The sequence below is a fragment of the Polynucleobacter sp. 15G-AUS-farblos genome (assembly GCF_018882445.1).
Classification (GTDB): Bacteria; Pseudomonadota; Gammaproteobacteria; order Burkholderiales; family Burkholderiaceae; genus Polynucleobacter.
In genome coordinates this window covers 270,400-284,917 of record NZ_JACVOM010000002.1, presented here as the reverse complement: position 1 = coordinate 284,917, position 14,518 = coordinate 270,400, and the positions used below count along the sequence as shown (strand labels likewise).

14 protein-coding genes are annotated in these 14,518 nt (G+C 46.3%); 8 read left to right on the top strand and 6 right to left on the bottom strand.

Annotated elements, in window-relative coordinates; translation table 11 throughout:
• The first annotated feature begins 13 nt into the window (after positions 1-13).
• Positions 14-838 (top strand): uroporphyrinogen-III synthase, encoded by an 825-nt coding sequence (locus ICN41_RS04700; RefSeq protein WP_216291654.1) that lies wholly within the window; start codon positions 14-16, stop codon positions 836-838.
• On the opposite strand, the gene ICN41_RS04695 is transcribed toward ICN41_RS04700, so the two are convergent.
• The 3 genes from ICN41_RS04695 to ICN41_RS04685 form a co-directional block, all read right to left on the bottom strand.
• Positions 835-1,407: a chorismate lyase gene (locus ICN41_RS04695; protein ID WP_216291653.1), complete on the bottom strand. Its 573-nt coding sequence runs from the start codon at positions 1,405-1,407 to the stop codon at positions 835-837. The genes ICN41_RS04700 and ICN41_RS04695 overlap by 4 nt on opposite strands.
• Before the next feature lie 2 nt (positions 1,408-1,409).
• Positions 1,410-2,930, bottom strand: a complete 1,521-nt coding sequence (locus tag ICN41_RS04690) for a DEAD/DEAH box helicase (protein WP_216291652.1) — start codon at positions 2,928-2,930, stop codon at positions 1,410-1,412.
• Positions 2,931-3,173: 243 nt separating this feature from the next.
• Entirely contained in the window at positions 3,174-4,571 is a 1,398-nt protein-coding gene (locus ICN41_RS04685) for an aldehyde dehydrogenase family protein (protein WP_216291651.1), read from the bottom strand.
• Positions 4,572-4,620: 49 nt separating this feature from the next.
• Between ICN41_RS04685 and msrA the strand changes: the two genes are divergently transcribed.
• The gene (gene msrA / locus ICN41_RS04680) at positions 4,621-5,193 is read left to right on the top strand and encodes a peptide-methionine (S)-S-oxide reductase MsrA (protein ID WP_216291650.1); all 573 of its coding nucleotides are present in this window, start codon (positions 4,621-4,623) and stop codon (positions 5,191-5,193) included.
• Here the strand turns inward: msrA and pdxH are convergent.
• A complete protein-coding gene (gene pdxH / locus ICN41_RS04675; protein WP_216291649.1) occupies positions 5,190-5,825 on the bottom strand; it encodes a pyridoxamine 5'-phosphate oxidase in 636 nt (211 codons plus the stop codon). The genes msrA and pdxH overlap by 4 nt on opposite strands.
• 22 nt (positions 5,826-5,847) lie before the next feature.
• Between pdxH and ICN41_RS04670 the strand changes: the two genes are divergently transcribed.
• The 5 genes from ICN41_RS04670 (at position 5,848) to pepN (ending at position 12,750) form a co-directional block, all read left to right on the top strand.
• Positions 5,848-6,621, top strand: coding sequence for a ThiF family adenylyltransferase (locus ICN41_RS04670; RefSeq protein WP_216291648.1), 774 nt, complete (start codon positions 5,848-5,850; stop codon positions 6,619-6,621).
• 287 nt (positions 6,622-6,908) lie between these two features.
• A complete protein-coding gene (locus tag ICN41_RS04665; protein ID WP_304610417.1) occupies positions 6,909-8,234 on the top strand; it encodes an amino acid permease in 1,326 nt (441 codons plus the stop codon).
• Positions 8,235-8,246: 12 nt separating this feature from the next.
• Positions 8,247-9,365, top strand: coding sequence for an alanine dehydrogenase (ald, locus tag ICN41_RS04660; protein ID WP_216291646.1), 1,119 nt, complete (start codon positions 8,247-8,249; stop codon positions 9,363-9,365).
• A 156-nt stretch (positions 9,366-9,521) separates the two neighbouring features.
• On the top strand, positions 9,522-10,097 hold the full coding sequence (locus ICN41_RS04655) for a TMEM165/GDT1 family protein (protein ID WP_216291645.1): 576 nt from the start codon (positions 9,522-9,524) through the stop codon (positions 10,095-10,097).
• A gap of 40 nt (positions 10,098-10,137) precedes the next feature.
• The gene (pepN, locus tag ICN41_RS04650) at positions 10,138-12,750 is read left to right on the top strand and encodes an aminopeptidase N (RefSeq protein WP_216291644.1); all 2,613 of its coding nucleotides are present in this window, start codon (positions 10,138-10,140) and stop codon (positions 12,748-12,750) included.
• On the opposite strand, the gene ICN41_RS04645 is transcribed toward pepN, so the two are convergent.
• Together ICN41_RS04645 and ICN41_RS04640 are read right to left on the bottom strand one after the other, a co-directional pair.
• Positions 12,744-13,127: a type II toxin-antitoxin system VapC family toxin gene (locus ICN41_RS04645; RefSeq protein WP_216291643.1), complete on the bottom strand. Its 384-nt coding sequence runs from the start codon at positions 13,125-13,127 to the stop codon at positions 12,744-12,746. The two genes, pepN and ICN41_RS04645, sit on opposite strands and share 7 nt — an antisense overlap.
• Before the next feature lie 2 nt (positions 13,128-13,129).
• The gene (locus ICN41_RS04640) at positions 13,130-13,333 is read right to left on the bottom strand and encodes a type II toxin-antitoxin system VapB family antitoxin (protein ID WP_216291642.1); all 204 of its coding nucleotides are present in this window, start codon (positions 13,331-13,333) and stop codon (positions 13,130-13,132) included.
• Positions 13,334-13,487: 154 nt separating this feature from the next.
• On the opposite strand from ICN41_RS04640, the gene ICN41_RS04635 reads away from it, so the two are divergent.
• Positions 13,488-14,486: a class 1 fructose-bisphosphatase gene (locus ICN41_RS04635; RefSeq protein WP_216862293.1), complete on the top strand. Its 999-nt coding sequence runs from the start codon at positions 13,488-13,490 to the stop codon at positions 14,484-14,486.
• Positions 14,487-14,518 lie beyond the last annotated feature (32 nt).

The following is a 14,518-nucleotide window of genomic DNA, read 5'->3' as shown; positions in this document are numbered from 1 at the left end:
TGATCTTAAAGCTATGAGCGCTAAAACAATCATTGTGACTAGGCCTAGTGGGCAAGCGCGTCAATTGATTGAGGTGCTCTCTCAAGCCGTTGAAAATAGTGGTGTTGCCAAGCGCGGTTTCCCTGAGATTATTTCATTGCCTTTGTTAACAATCGTACCTAAGGCAGATGCTGCATTGGCCGATCACATTGCATCTGTTTTGCGAGATGCTGACCTTGCAATTTTTGTGAGCCCAAATGCAATCGAGAGTGTGATGCGTTTGTTGGAACGGGATTGGCAAGAGTTTTCTAAAAAGATCATTCCCATCGGAGTGATGGGGGGAAGCAGTCAGCTCGCTTTACAAAATCATGGCATAGGAAATGAATCAAAGCCAACACCGATCATCATCCCGCAACATAATGCCCAGTGGGATTCCGAAGGTTTGTGGCAAGAGTTACAAACACTGGGATGGGATTGGGCAAGCAAGAAGGTGGTGATATTCAAAGGTGATGGCGGACGGGATTGGCTTGCAGACACTTTAAAAAATGCTGGAGCTCATGTTGAGGCCATCTCAACCTATACACGGATACCTTTGGATATTGATAATCCAGCATGGCAAGCGATTCATGACATGGATTTTGCAAAATCACTATGGCTATTAACCTCCTCTGAAGCGGTGCGTTATTTAGGCACTGTCATGAAAGATCAATTTACTCAAGACTTGAGTGCTGCAAGCGCGCTGTGCCCGCATCACAATATTGCAGATGCTGCCGAAATCATTGGTTTTGGTGAAGTGTTTACAACTGAGTCGGGCGATGAGGCCCTGATTAAAGCCAGCTTGGCTTGGTTAACACTTTAGGCTTGCGAATACTTTAGTAATTCAGGCAGGAAAATTTCATTCACCAGGATCGGATGGCCCTTGAGGCTATACATTGTGCGCCTTGCCCATAAAGGGGAGTCGAGTCCTGGATAGTAGCGGGCACATTTTTTCCATAGGGCGCTACTTTTATCCAAGCGTGCAATATCACGAGGGGGTTTAGGTTTGGAATGCTTGCGGGTTTTGGCAAAGAGTACTGCGCCAAGAGGCTTTTTACCCAAACGCAAAATAGCATGATTGCTACCACTTGAGCTTAGGGTAGGAATAACGCTATGGGCAATGACCAAGGGGGCATTATTCGCACAAAGAAATACTTCTCGAACGCGACAACGTCGAATGCGGAAATGAAAATAGCGACTTTCATCGCTATTTAAAGATTGAGGGTAGTCGCGCAAAACTTGCACTTCTAGTTTTTGACCAATTGCCTTCTCAATTTTTTGAGTGAGAGAGCCGGTGTCGCTCAACCAAGACTGCCACTTGCGTGGCGCCCGATGAATCTCACCGGAACCGACTCGATTCCATGCAGAACGGAGACGATTACGGCGATTCATTTTTAGCTACCGCTAAAGTTTCTACGTTGGCCACCAGACTTAGGCTTTGCAAAACGTGGGCCACCAGCTGGACGTGAATCAGCAGAACGCGCAGGACGTGAATCTGCAGAACGTGCCGGACGCGAGTCAGCTGAGCGAGCTGGACGTGAATCGGATGAACGACCACCACCAGCGTTGCCACCGCCACCACCACCAAAGCGTGACTCAGAGCGAGCTCCAGAGCCATAACGACCACCACCGCCACCTGAGCGATTACCGCCAAAGCCGCCGCCAGAGCGACCACCAGGACGACCGCCGCCACCACCAAAGCTAGGTTTAGCTTGGGGCTCTAGGCCAGCGATCACCGATGCCACGATATCTTGCTGTGTAAAGCGCTCGATATTACGGATCTTGGCACGATCACGATGTTCAACCAAAGTAATAGCTACACCATTGCGACCAGCACGACCTGTACGACCAATGCGGTGCGTATAGTCCTCTGGTTTCATTGGCAAGCCAAAGTTAATCACGTGACTAATGCGTGGTACATCGATACCACGAGCCGCTACGTCAGTCGCTACCAAAATCTTGGTGTGACCCTTCCGTAAGGACTCAAGGCGGCGCATACGCACAGCTTGAGGCATTGCACCGTGAAGTGCACTTGCTTCGTAGCCATTAGCACGCAATGTATCGGCGATCTTTTCGCTTTCTACTTGGGTGCTAGCAAAAACAACTGCTTGATCCAAAGTGGCATCAGCCAAAATGTGCTCGAGCAATTTATGCTTATGTGACATGCTGTCAGCCCAATGTAACTTCTGTTCAATGTTGGCGTGTTTTTCACCTGCATGAGCAAGCTCAATACGCTTTGCATCTGTAGTTAATGCATTAGCCAAAGACATAATCTTTGGTGCAAATGTTGCAGAGAACATCAAAGTTTGGTTACGACCTGCGCAACGCTTATCAATAGCCTCGAGATCATCAGCAAATCCCATGTCGAGCATGCGATCTGCTTCGTCGATAACGAGTTGTTTAACATCATCTAAGCGAATTGCTTTGCTATCGCACAAGTCGAGTAAACGACCTGGAGTTGCAACAACTAACAATGCACCTTTCAATGCTTGGATTTGTTTACCGTAAGGCATACCACCCATAACAGTGGCAATGCGGATACCTTTCATGCCACGCACTAAGTTCACTGCATCAGCGGCAACCTGTTGAGCCAATTCACGAGTAGGGCAGAGCACTAACACTTTAGGTTGTGCGCGACCTGGTACTGGTGAGTTGTTCGGGTTGTCTTCGATGAGTTGATTAATCAAAGGCAATAAAAAGGCTGCGGTTTTACCGCTACCGGTTTGGCTGCTGACCAATAAGTCACCACCAGCTAAAGCAGCAGGAATAACCTGAGCTTGAACAGGAGTGGCTTGGGTAAAACCCAGCTCAGCAACGTTTTTAAGAAGTGGCGCCGCAAGGGCGAAAGACTGGAAAGTACTTCCAGCGTGCTTTGAGTCTTGCGACTCGTTTTTAGTTTCTTTAGAAAAAGTCATGCTATTACACATCCCCTCTAAGGGATGTCTCCGTATGTTGCACCCAAGGTTTGTGTAGGGTGCGATGGTCAAAGGCATCGACCATCAGACAGGCGGCAGCGCGTTTTTTGAACTTCGGTGTTTATAACTTCTAAACGGTACGCTGAAATATAGCTGGGGGGCGATGAATCAAATTGCTTTAAAAGCCTCCTATTATGACAGTTTGAGCGCTTGATTACAAGGGTTTTCCCGAATTAATTCAGATTACTTCATAAAGCGTAATAAACGCTCTACTCCCTTGCCATAGGGTGGCCTCGCAAGCTTGCTGCCTTTCCATAAATTGAGACCCAAGAAACCTCGTGCACGTAAAACGGATTTACGGTGACTAAAGGTATCAAATCCTGCCTTGCCATGATAGGTGCCAAAACCACTTGAGCCGGTGCCACCAAAAGGCAGTGTCTCTACTGTGATGTGTAATAAAGTTTCATTCAACGTTACACCGCCTGATCTAGTTTCCGCCAAGACCTTTTGCATATTCTTTTTGTCTTTACCAAACCAATACAGTGCAAGAGGATGTGGCTTTTGATTAACTACTTGAATGGCAGCTTCGGTATTAGCGATTGTCACAATCGGCAATATAGGTCCAAAAATTTCCTCATGAAGTACACGCGCTTCTGCCGGTACATTAATAAGTGCAACAGGTTCAAATCTTCTGGCACCCGCTGAAGGATTGTTTAACAAAGGAAAAGCCTGCGCCCCCCGATCTAGTGCATCGGCAAGGAGGTGTTGCCAAGATTGCAATTGCGCATCATCAATTGGGCCTGTTAATTCATCTGGATGCGAAAACTGTTCTTGTGCGGCGGTCTTGAGTTCTTTGATAAAGCTCTCTAGGTTTACTTGATCAATCAGGATGTAGTCTGGTGCTACACAGGTTTGGCCACTATTGAGTAATTTTCCATAAATGATGCTCGCTGCTGCATCTTTGAGATTGGCTGTTGGATCAATGATGACGGGAGACTTTCCTCCTAACTCTAGTGTCAGCGGGGTGAGATGCTCTGCAGCCGCGCGCATCACTTTTTTGCCATGGATTTCTGAGCCAGTAAAGAAGAGGTGGTCAAAGGGCAGCGCTGAAAATTGTTCCGCAACATCTACACTGCCAGTGGTGACGCAAAATTCTGTCGGATGAAAATATTCCTGTATCAAGTTAGCTAAAAATCCTGAAGTACGAGAACAACGTTCTGAAGGTTTAAGCCATACCCGATTACCAGCAGCAAAGGCTGCAATCGCAGGAATGAGTGCAAGTTGTACTGGATAGTTCCAAGGGCTCATGATGCCAACTACGCCGAGCGCCTGATTTTGAATCCAGGCTTCTGAGGCTCCTAAGGTGATGGGCGTATCCACTTGTTGGGGCTTCATCCATTCTTTGAGGTGCTTTTGAGTGAAGAGACACGCTTGATAAATCATCTGGAATTCAGCAAGCCGCGTTTCAATGGAATGTCGAACACCAAAATCAGCCGAGACTACCTTGCAAATTTTTTCTTCATTGGCTCGAATCATTTTTTCAATTCGGGCGATGCGGTCAAGGCGAACCTCAAGAGTAGGGTTGGGTTCTGCAGCAAAAGCTGCCTTAATTTCATCTAGTTGGAGCGTAAAGCGATTCATGGTGATTTAATAGTTGGCAGACATTGAAATAAGGCATTAGGATAAAGCTATGAACGAAAACTCAAACAAAACTGCAATCGATTTAGAGCGGGCCACCCTGGGCGGTGGTTGCTTTTGGTGCCTTGAGGCTGTTTATCAGCAAATTCAAGGGGTTCACTCAGTTGTCTCTGGATATGCTGGAGGGGCTCGCCCTAATCCAAGCTATGAGTCAGTTTGTACAGGCGCTACAGGCCATGCTGAAATTGTAGATATCTTATTTGATCCTCAAGTGGTTTCGTTTCGAGATCTTCTAGAGATCTTCTTTGTGATTCATGATCCTACGACCTTAAATTATCAAGGGAATGATCATGGCACCCAATATCGGTCCGTTATCTTTACTCACAGTGCCGAGCAAAATCAGATTGCACATGAGGTGGTGAAAGAGTTGGAGGATGCAAAGATTTATTCGGCTTCAGTGGTGACGCAGATTGAAGCGGCTCCGATCATTTACCCTGCAGAGGAATACCACCAGAATTATTTTCAGCAGCATCCCAATCAAGGGTATTGCATGGCGGTGGTTGCGCCAAAGCTGGCTAAATTTAGGGCAAAATTTAAAGCGCTGATTGCGCCAAATTACGCTTAGGGGGCTAAGCGCTCAATCTTCCAGCCAGATCCCTCTAGCTTGTAATGAATCCGATCGTGGAGTCGGGAAGGGCGTCCTTGCCAAAACTCTATTTCAGTTGGCTGAAGGCGATAACCTCCCCAATGATCTGGACGCGGTGGAGTGTCTCCAAACTCAGCCTGAAAGCGGGTTTCAGCTTCCTCTAAAAACTCACGATTTGGAATCGCAGAACTTTGGGGGGAGGCCCAGGCGCCTATTCTGGAGGCTGCAGGTCGAGAATGAAAATATTCATCACTTTCGGCTGGGCTGACACGCTCTACGGTTCCCTTAATCCGAATTTGACGCTCTAGCTCATGCCAGTGGAAAAGCAGGGCGGCTTGTGGGCGCAAAGCTAATTCACGCCCTTTTTGACTCTGATAATTAGTAAAGAAGGTGAAGCCATTCTGATCAGCTCCTTTTAGTAAGACAATACGGGCTGATGGATTTCCTGCTTGATCTGCCGTAGCCAGAGTCATGGAATTTGGTTCTGGACACTGCGCTTGAACAGCTTGGTCAAACCAGAGCTGAAATAGCGGAATGGGATCGCGCGGTACCTCGGTTTCAGAGAGCTGGCCAAAGGTATAGTTTTTGCGAAGTTGTGCAATGGAGTCCATTTGTTCAGTATAAAGAGAAGCTATGGCAGAAGACAAGGTTGAAGACACTTTAGAAAGTCGGCGTTTTGGTGGGGTTTCCAGGCTCTACGGGGCAGACCTACGCGCGCGTTTTCAGCAAGCAACAGTCGTCGTGGCTGGTTTAGGTGGTGTCGGTTCTTGGGCTGCTGAAGCTTTGGCTCGGACCGGTGTCGGGCATTTGATCTTGGTTGATTTTGATCATATTGCTGAGAGCAATACGAATCGACAATTGCATGCCCTGGAGGGGCAGTATGGCAAAGCAAAAGTCCAGGCCATGAGTGAACGTATTCGACAAATTAATCCCGATATTCATTTAACTGTTTGTGATGCATTTTTAGAGCCAGAGAATCTGGATACCTTGATACCTCAAGATGCCTTAGTTTTAGATGCTACTGATTCTGTGCAAACCAAAATCGCACTGGTGATTTGGGCTACTCAAAACAACCGCGCTTTAGTGATGTGCGGCGCAGCTGGTGGCAAGACTGATCCAACCTCGGTGCGTTGTGATGATCTCTCTCGAACTGAGCAAGATGCCTTGCTAGCAAAGGTTCGTCAGGGATTGAGACAAGATCATGGTTTTTCCAGAAATCTCAAAAAGAAAATGGGGGTACGTGCCATTTATTCTCAGGAGCCTCGCGCTGGCGCATCTAGTGGCGGTTTGGCTTGCTCGGGCTACGGCTCAACGGTGATGGTGACTGCAGCTTGTGGCTTGGCTGCAGCAGCTGAGATTCTGAATCTCATCGCCATTCCTCCTTCAAGCACCACTCTAGAAAAATAAGCGCTAATTCCTTAAGGGGATTCCCTGTAGGAAATTACTGATTCTTTTGCAGTCAATAAGAAAATATTTTTTTACTCAGCCCTTGCTTGTAGGGCAATCCAATTTTTAGCAACTTAATTTTGTTCAATTAAGCACTTTAGATATTTTTTGACCCTAGTACTTACACAAACTCCTCCCTAGACTTTGCTTCGTTGGTAAACCGCCAATGACAAATCGAAAGGAGGTCTCTTTTGCAGACTGAACAAAATGGCTTAAAACGCCACCTCAAAGTACGGCACATTCGCTTGATGGCTTTAGGTTCAACGATAGGTGTTGGCTTGTTTTTAGGATCGGCGAGTGCAATCAAAATCGCTGGACCATCCATTCTCTTGGGTTACCTATTGGCAGGCATTGTGGCATTCGTTGTGCTTCGCACCTTAGGGGAGATGGCAGTCCATGAGCCAGTAGCTGGATCATTTGCAGCCTATGCCAATACCTATGTCGGCCCACTTGCCGGATATATGGTTGGATGGGGTTATTGGACTTACTGGATTGTGGTTGGCATCGCAGAAGTGACTGCCGTTGGAATTTATATGGGAATTTGGTTCCCAGAAATACCTCAATGGATCTGGGCACTGTCATCGATTGTGCTGATGGGATTAATTAATCTTATTGCTGTCAAAGTGTTTGGTGAGTTTGAGTTTTGGTTTGCCTTAATTAAGGTGGTGGCTATTGTTGCCATGATTGCCTTAGGTGGCTCCGTCATTCTCTTTGGATTTACCAATGACTGGCAACCGATTGGTTTGAGCAATTTATGGCAGCACGGCGGCTTTTTCCCGAATGGCATTGGCGGGATGTTGTTGTCATTGCAAATGGTTTTATTTGCTTATGTCGGCATTGAAATGATTGGCCTGTCAGCTGGTGAGGCAGAGAATCCACGCAAAACCATTCCCATGGCGATTGATTCCTTGGCTTGGCGCATTCTCATTTTCTATATGGGTGCCATCCTGGTTATCTTGGCCATCTTTCCATGGAATGAAGTAGGGCAGCAAGGCAGTCCATTTGTAGTGATGTTTGAACGCATTGGTTTGAGAGAAGCTGCAGGACTCATTAATTTTGTGGTCATTACTGCTGCACTCTCATCTTGTAATGCGGGGCTATTTAGTGGGGGTAGGTTGCTCTATGCCCTATCAGTAAATGGCTATGCACCCGCACCATTTGCCAAGCTCTCCCGATATGGTGTTCCTCATCGTGCAGTCATTGCTACGGTTGCAGTTTGTATGACTGGCGTTGTGCTGAACTACTTTGTTCCTGATAAAGCATTTCAATACATCATGGCAGCAGTCACTTTTGTTGGCTTGATGGTTTGGATTGCCATCTTATTCACTCAAATGAAGTTTCGTCGCTCATTAACTAAAGCCCAGGTAGCCGAGCTGAGTTATCGAGCACCTTGGTGGCCCTATTCCTCATGGTTCGCACTGGCATTTATTGGATTAGTTGTTGTGCTAATGGGTTTTCATGAGGATGCGCGGATCGCTCTGATATTAGGTCCGTGTTTATTGGCCGTGTATCTCGTGATGTTCTACATCGTGGGCTTGCATCGCAAAACCAAAATCCATCATGAATTTAAATAATAGGAGATTGAAATGATTATTGGCGTACCTCAAGAAGTAAAAAATAATGAGTTTCGAGTCGGTCTAACACCCGGTAATGTGAGTGGCTTATGCAAACAAGGTCACTCTGTATTGGTACAACGCGGGGCGGGTGAGCAGATTGGCTTAAGTGATGAGTCTTATCAGGATGCAGGGGCTACTTTAATCAATAGCGCGGCTGAGGTATTTCACAAGGCCGAGATGATTGTCAAAGTAAAAGAGCCTCAGGCACAAGAATGTGCCATGTTGCATGAAGATCAAATCTTGTTTACTTATCTTCATTTAGCCCCAGATCCAAAACAAACTAGGGCTTTAATGGATTCTGGTGCCACCTGTATTGCCTATGAGACAGTGACGTCTATCCAGGGAGCCCTGCCTTTGTTGGCTCCGATGAGTGAGGTCGCCGGTCGAATGTCAATTCAAGCAGCTGCATCCCATTTAGAAAAGACCAATGGTGGGTTAGGAGTATTGATGGCGGGCGTGCCTGGGGTATCTCCTGCGAAGATTGTGATCTTGGGTGCAGGCGTAGTGGGGAGAAATGCTTTACAGATGGCGGTAGGCATGGGCGCAGATATTTGTATCTTTGATCGTGATATTGATCGTTTAAGACAAATTGATTTGCTTTATGGCAATCGTGTAAGAACTTTCTATTCAGATAGTTTGTTGATTGAGCAAGAGGTAGCAGAGGCAGATGTGGTGATCGGTGCAGTTCTGTTGCCTGGGGCTGCAGCACCTCAATTAGTTACTCGAGATATGGTGAAGAAAATGAAGGTAGGGGCAGTGGTGGTTGACGTCGCTATTGATCAAGGAGGATGTTTTGAAACATCCAAACCGACTACGCATGCAGATCCTACATTTGTCTTGGAGGGTGTAGTGCACTATTGCGTTGCGAATATGCCAGGGGCTGTTGCGAGAACCTCAACCTTTGCACTAACAAATGCGACCTATCCCTTCGTTGAGGCCCTAGCGAATCGGGGTGCATTGAAAGCTTTGAGCATTGATCACCACTTGCGTAATGGACTCAACGTCCATAAAGGAGTATTAACTTCGCGGCCTGTAGCGCAAGCGCAAAAGTTAGACTTTATGTTGGCAGAGGAATTTTTTGCGGCCTAAGATGTAATAAAGTATTGATGAAGCAAAGTAGGGCGGGCTTCATGCTCGCCCTCTCATTTGTTATCTCAAGGCTTCTTCAAATGCGGATGATGAATGTGGCTTAATAGATGGGTAAACTGATACATCATTTCAACCCCCATCTTGATCGCTGACTGAATGGACTATTCCGCTTTATTGCTTTCTACCGGCGTTGTTGCCTTGGCGGAAATGGGCGATAAAACCCAACTTTTATCACTTATGTTGGCAGCGCGCTATCCCAGGCAAGCTTTAGCTATTATTGCGGGCATTTTTATTGCCACGATTGCAAATCATGCTTGCGCCGCTTTGCTTGGTCATTGGTTAACAACCCTGCTATCCCCAGATGTGATGCGCTGGATCTTGGGCTTAAGCTTTTTAGGAATTGGTTTGTGGTTGTTGGTTCCCGACCATATAGATGATGCCGCTGGTTCTAAAGTGGCGGATAAGGCATTACAAGTCTTTTTATTAACTGTGGGCTTATTCTTTTTAGCTGAAATGGGAGATAAGACTCAAATCGCTACGATTGCTCTAGGGGCTCGATATACAGATGTGTTTTCTGTAACGGTAGGCACCACATTGGGGATGATGCTGGCAAATGCTCCTGCGGTTTGGATAGGTCAGAAATTTACTAAGCGCATGCCGATTAAGTGGGTACATGCTGTTGCTGCAGTGACCTTCATTGCCATTGGTATTGCAACCTTGGTCTGGGCTTAATGCGCCTTGCGAATACAGCAGTAAGACTTAAAATAAAACCATGAAAACTGATCTGCCCCTGAGCTTTCGAAGGCTCGAGTATCTACCCCCTGTTTATACCTTTGAGCAAGTCGAGCTCGACATTGCCCTAGACCCTGCTCGTACGATTGTGAAAAGTCGGCTTGAGCTAGTGCCTGCTAAAGGTTTTGTGCCCGACGCCCCTTTGGTATTGATGGGTCAAGAACTTGAGTTTGTCAGCCTTCGCATTAATGGCGAGGCGCATCGTCATTTTGAGCTCACTCCAGAAACCTTAACAATTCATCAATTGCCTAATCAAGGTAGAGAAAAATGCATTGTGGAGATTATTTCTATCTGTGTTCCAGAAAAAAATACTTCATTGATGGGCTTGTATGTTTCAAATGGAAATTTCTTCACCCAATGTGAAGCAGAGGGTTTTAGAAAAATTGCCTATTTTTTAGATCGTCCCGATGTGATGGCACGATATCGCGTCACATTAAGGGCGCGTGAAGTGGAGTGTCCTGTTCTATTGTCGAATGGCAATTTACTCAATACTGAAAAGTTGCCCAATGGTTGGCATAGCGCTACTTGGGAAGATCCATTTCCTAAGCCATCCTATTTATTTGCTTTGGTTGCAGGCAAATTGGCATGCATTGAAGAAACGATCACCACCAGTAGTGGTGCAAAAAAATTGCTCCAAATTTGGGTTGAGCCACACGATCTCCCTAAGACTCGACATGCCATGGATTCTTTAATTGCATCTATCCATTGGGATGAGAAGCGATTTGGTTTGGAATTAGATCTTGAGCGTTTCATGATTGTCGCGGTCAGTGACTTCAATATGGGCGCAATGGAAAACAAGGGCTTAAATATTTTCAATACCAAGTTCGTTTTAGCTCAACCAGAAACCGCAACCGATGCAGACTTTGCCAATATTGAGAGCGTTGTAGCGCATGAGTATTTTCATAACTGGACCGGCAATCGTGTGACATGCCAGGACTGGTTTCAGCTATCACTCAAGGAAGGTCTAACAGTCTTTCGGGATCAAGAATTTTCTGCTGACCAAATGGGTAGCGAGTCTGGCAGGGCGGTCAAGCGCATTGAAGACGTTAGATTATTGCGTCAACTGCAATTTCCAGAAGATGCAGGTCCCATGGCTCATCCAATCCGTCCAAATGAGTATCAAGAAATCAATAATTTCTATACCGTGACGGTATATGAAAAGGGTTCAGAAGTAGTGCGGATGTATCAAACCCTGCTGGGTCGAGATGGGTTCCGCAAGGGTATGGACCTCTACTTTAAGCGCCATGATGGACAAGCGGTAACCTGCGATGATTTTCTAGCTGCTATGGCAGATGCAAATGGTCGAGATCTGACGCAGTTTCAAAATTGGTATAGCCAAGCAGGAACTCCGCGAGTCAAGGTCGAAGAGCGATATGACGCTGCTCAACAGCAATTTCACCTGACTTTGACGCAAAGCTGTGCACCAAGTCCTGGTCAGTCGGATAAAAAACCTTTTCATATTCCCTTGAGAATGCGTTTGATTACCTCGGATAACAAACACGAGGAGATAATGCTTGAGCTAACCGAGCCAAAGCAATCATGGACCTTCGAGCATGTTGCAGAGCGTCCAGTACTTTCGATTAATCGGGATTTTTCTGCTCCAGTTCATTTGGATTTTGAGCAGAGTGAGGCTGATCTATTGACCTTATTTACTGGTGATGACGATCCCTTTAATCGCTGGGAAGCGGGTCAAAAATTAGCGATGCAAATGATCTTGAATCATCGTTTGCCAGATGCCAAGTTAATAGAGGCTTATCGTAATATCCTTCTTGACCCTGATTTGGATCCAGCATTTAAGGAGCTCGCATTAACATTGCCGGCAGAGTCTTACCTTTACGAGCAATGCGCCTCAGTAGATCCACAGCAAATTTTTACTGCGCGTCGCGCTTTCCGAAGAGAAATTGCCAAACAATTACAGCTCGAGTGGGCGGCTCTGTATCAACAGATGCAGACTCCAGGGCCATTTAAACCGGATGCAGTCAGCGCAGGTAAGCGCGCTCTTAAGAATTTAGCCTTAAGCATGTTGTTAGAGGCGGATACAGCTACTTGGACCCCAATGGCAGTCAATCAGTATCGGGTGGCTGACAATATGACGGATCGCTATGCTGCATTAGCGGCTTTAGTAATGCATGGATCCAAAGCCGCTAGTGAATGCTTGACAGACTTTTTTAGTCGCTTTGCTAATGATGCGCTGGTAATTGATAAATGGTTTGCCTTGCAGTCCAGTCGCCCACCAGTGGATGGCTTAGAGCCCACTTTGAATGATGTTAAACGCTTGCGTGAGCATCCGGCTTTCAAGCTCAATAATCCGAATCGGGTGCGCAGCGTGATTCATGCGTTTTGCTCTAATAATCCAGCCAGCTTTCATCAGCAAGACGGTAGTGGCTATGAATTCTGGGCTGATAGCGTGCTGGCATTAGATCCGGTGAATCCTCAGATTGCAGCGCGCTTAGCTAGAGCATTGGATCGCTGGCGTTCATTCGCTCAACCCTACCAAAATCTCATGAAAGCCGCTTTGGAGAGGGTGGCAGCATGCCAAACCCTGTCACCAGATGTGCGTGAGGTGGTTGGTAAAGCGCTTGGTGCTCAGTGAAGCTGGGAGTTATAAGATATTCCTAGTGGATGTGCGAGGCTGTCTAATTGCTTATCCAGAGTCCATAACAATGTGTTCTCTGAGATCAAGCTTGATGCTAGTAAAGAAATATCAACAGCCCCGCAGCCTGAATCAAACAACCGATTCTTTTCAATGAATTCTAAGATTTCAGTTGGTGTCGCCACCTTGGCTTGTTGAAGACCTTTCAGATAGTAGAGGGTCTTTGCTCTAGGTGAGGGCGGACTTCCACATGCTATTTCCAGTATGACTAAAGGATGGCAAATAATTTGATCATTCAGTAGCAGTGTTTCAAGAACTGGATTAGCTTTTCTAAAGTGGGCCACCCATACAGAGGTGTCCGCTAATACCATTGTCATGATTAAAGTCCGCTTTGTGGTTTGCGTCGCGGAATACTTTTCATTTGGGGCGCCTTTCCTCCAAGAGCTGCCAAACGTTTGCCCATCTGAATTCTGACAAAGACATTCATTGCTTCACGAAATAAATCAGCCTTATCCATCCCTGGGTCTGCAAGCTCTAAGCCCTGCTGATATAGCTCATCATCAATGGTTACGGTTGTCCTCATTTTCTATCCTTTTCATCAATATTGATGCATTTATACATCAATATTAACATCAAACGAACCATCATGCTTTTAAATGGAGATTCGTGGAGGCCGAGCCGGAACAAGGCAAAATAGAGCCTATCGACTATTTTGGAATCCAAACGGAGAAATACTCTTGTCCACAAGCAATAGCATCAATTTCAAGCAATATTTAGCAACGGCAAAGCCTCTCGGCGCTGCAGTTCCTTCGGGCCTTCAAGACTTATTGATTGCTGTGGTCAATACTTGCTCCACTTTGAGTCATGAAGTTGCACAGGGGGCCTTGATCGGTTTGTTGGGATCTGCTGGCACGGGTAACGTGCAAGGCGAGGTTCAGCAAAAGCTCGACATCATTGCAAATGATTTATTGATCGAGGGTGTGCAAGCATGTAAATCACTTGCCGGGCTAGCTTCTGAAGAAATGGAGTTACCAGTTCCGGTGCAAGGTACAGGTGATTACCTCCTATTGTTTGATCCGTTAGATGGCTCTTCCAATATTGATGTGAATGTATCGATCGGTACCATTTTCTCGGTGCTCAAGAAACAAAATCCTAGCGCACCTTTAGAGACAAATGATTTCTTATTATCGGGACGTCACCAGGCTGCCGCCGGCTATGTTGTTTATGGCCCTCAAACAACCATGGCCTTAACTTTGGGTGATGGCGTGGTGATGTTTACCTTAAATAAAGTCACCGGAGAATTTTTGCTGATTAAGGATGCGGTGGTGATTGCGCACTCCACAAAAGAGTTTGCGATCAACATGTCCAATATGCGTCATTGGGCCGATCCTGTTCGCCGTTATGTAGAAGAGTGTCTTGCGGGCACAAGCGGCGCTCGAGATAAAGATTTCAATATGCGCTGGATTGCCTCGATGGTGGCTGACGTACATCGCGTATTGTCTCGTGGTGGTGTTTTCATGTACCCATGGGATCAACGTGAGCCGCATAAGCCAGGTAAGTTGCGTTTAATGTATGAAGCCAATCCCATGAGCTTCTTGGTTGAGCAGGCTGGTGGAGCATCTACCAATGGTACGCAACAGATTATGGATTTACAGCCAACGGATTTACATGAGCGTGTATCGGTCATGTTGGGTTCTAAAGAAGAAATTGATCGCTTGCAGCATTACCACTCGTAATGCATAGTTTCTGCTGCTGAATAAAAAACCCA